Origin of the sequence: Pseudoflavonifractor phocaeensis (genome assembly GCF_016901955.1) — a bacterium.
GTDB classification, from domain to species: Bacteria; Bacillota; Clostridia; order Oscillospirales; family Oscillospiraceae; genus Flavonifractor; species Flavonifractor phocaeensis_A.
In genome coordinates this window covers 1-1,654 of record NZ_JACJLC010000176.1, presented here as the reverse complement: position 1 = coordinate 1,654, position 1,654 = coordinate 1, and the positions used below count along the sequence as shown (strand labels likewise).

The following is a 1,654-nucleotide window of genomic DNA, read 5'->3' as shown; positions in this document are numbered from 1 at the left end:
AAGGTTGAAACATTGTAATTTAGGCACCATTCCGAAAAAAGGCGCACAAAACCCAGCCCCCTAAAAGCGGGCAAAATTGAAGTCATGCTTAAAGTCTACGCAGTAGGAGGAGCAGTCACCAGATAACCTTGCCGTTGTAGGATAAAGACAGCTTCTTCCACAGAAACCTCGCGGTGTGCAGGTGGCCGGTCTGCGCTGCGGTATAGCTCAGGATTATACGGCTCATTTTTCTTTAGCATGTTGTAGATGGCTGTCAGTAGCATTCTGGCAATGGCAATGATTGCTTTTTTGTGTCCCCGGCGTTTTTTGAGAGCAAGGTAGCGGTTACGGACTTCAGGGAAACGCTTTGCCCGAATAGCACAGAGGGCACACTGCACCAGCAAGGGCTTGATGTAGGCTCCAGCCCGGCTGATTCTGGTGGTTTTCTTCTTCCCGGCACTCTCGTTGTTCTGCGGCGTAAGCCCAGCCCAGGAGCAAAGATGCTTCGAGGTGGGGAACACGGACATATCCACTCCAATCTCAGAAATGATACCAATCGCGGCAAAGGATTGGATACCCGGCACCGTCATAACAAGATTGAGTTGAGGAAGATACTTCTCAGCAGTAGACAGAATCAGCGATTCCAGATTGAGTTTGCACAGTTCAAGGCTATCTATGTGGGAACGGATGATGCGGAGCTTTTCAGCCTGTTCTTCACACATCTCTCCGTCCACAGCGGCAAGCACCTGTTCATTGGTCGCTTTCATGCCCTTGGTTCGGAAACCAGAAATATCCGTGATTTTTTCAGTTGGATTTTCCAGAATTCGAGCAGTAATTGCAGAAGCTGCCTTGCCAAACACGTCTGAGAACACATCATCCAGCTTGAAGTTGGAAACAGTCAGGCAGTTCTGGGCTCGGTTTTTCTCGCCAGTTGTGAAGCTGGTGAGTTTCCAGCGGTAACGAACTAAGTCCCGGAGCTGGCGAATGTCTGCCGGAGGGATAAAACTCCCGGCGACAAGGTCGTGCTTAAAGATGTCGGCAATCCACCTGGCATCTCGCTTATCGGTTTTCTTTCCCCGAATAGACTTCACGTATTTGGGGTGCGCAAGGACAATGTTACAGGTGGGTTCCAGGATGTTATAGATGGGAATCCAATACTTCCCGGTGGATTCCATACACACATCTTTGCAGTTGTTTTCTGCCAACCATGTGGCACACCGGCGTAAATCTCCGGTGAAGGTGGAAAACCGCTTGATTTTGTAGGTGGTTACTCCCTGCTCATTGGTAGAAGCAATACTGGCAACAACAAAGGACTTGTGGACATCCATCCCACAGCAGATGGGGTAAACGATTTTGAGCATAACGCATCCCCTCGAAACAGCATTTGAGGGAACAGGCAGGGACTGGACACTCACTGAAAGATTGAAGTAGTCTGTCTCTCCAAAGATAAGGTTACAGGGTGCAAAGCCCTACTCATTGGTGCTTGAAAGAGTGTCCGGCACACATAAAAATTCAGTCCAGCGCAAGGCTGAGCCTGCTCACCTTCACGTGCTCTGTAGTGTGCCTGCTTCCTCAAGCATATTCTAACAAATTACGACTTGCTGCGTTAGAGGCTCCTGTGTTTCATACCCTTTGGTGCCTTGCAGCGCAGCGGAAAGGAATGGTCATAAAAATG

At 49.3% G+C, this 1,654-nt stretch carries 1 protein-coding gene; it reads right to left on the bottom strand.

Annotated elements, in window-relative coordinates:
* Window positions 1–95: 95 nt before the first annotated feature.
* Entirely contained in the window at window positions 96–1,340 is a 1,245-nt protein-coding gene (locus tag H6B51_RS16925; protein WP_204884766.1) for an IS110 family RNA-guided transposase, read from the bottom strand.
* Between the last annotated feature and the right edge of the window lie 314 nt (window positions 1,341–1,654).